Below are 270 nucleotides of genomic sequence, written 5' to 3' on the forward strand. Positions count from 1 at the left end.
CGGTGGCGCCGCTGTCATTTAAGACTAGATCGACAGTGATGTTACCGGCGGTCGCGTCCAGATTATCGACATCGGTGTCGTTAACGCTGTTGCCGTTATTGTCTAACGCGGTGGCAGACACGGTGATGTCGCCATCAACTAATGTGGAAACATCGACACCAGCAATGCTGTAGTTGCCGTTGGCATCGACGGTGACATTTGGCACCGTGACTTGGGTGCCGTTGGCATCAGTTAATACTAACGTGACGGTTGAACCTGGGGCCACATCGG

General features: G+C 53.7%; 1 pseudogene. It reads right to left on the reverse strand.

Annotated features, from left to right (window positions below):
• Nucleotides 1-270, reverse strand: a pseudogene (locus AAEY99_RS21455) (retention module-containing protein); the annotation flags it as partial.

The sequence above is a fragment of the Shewanella sp. S1-58-MNA-CIBAN-0166 genome, from assembly GCF_040310085.1.
Lineage (GTDB): Bacteria > Pseudomonadota > Gammaproteobacteria > Enterobacterales > Shewanellaceae > Shewanella.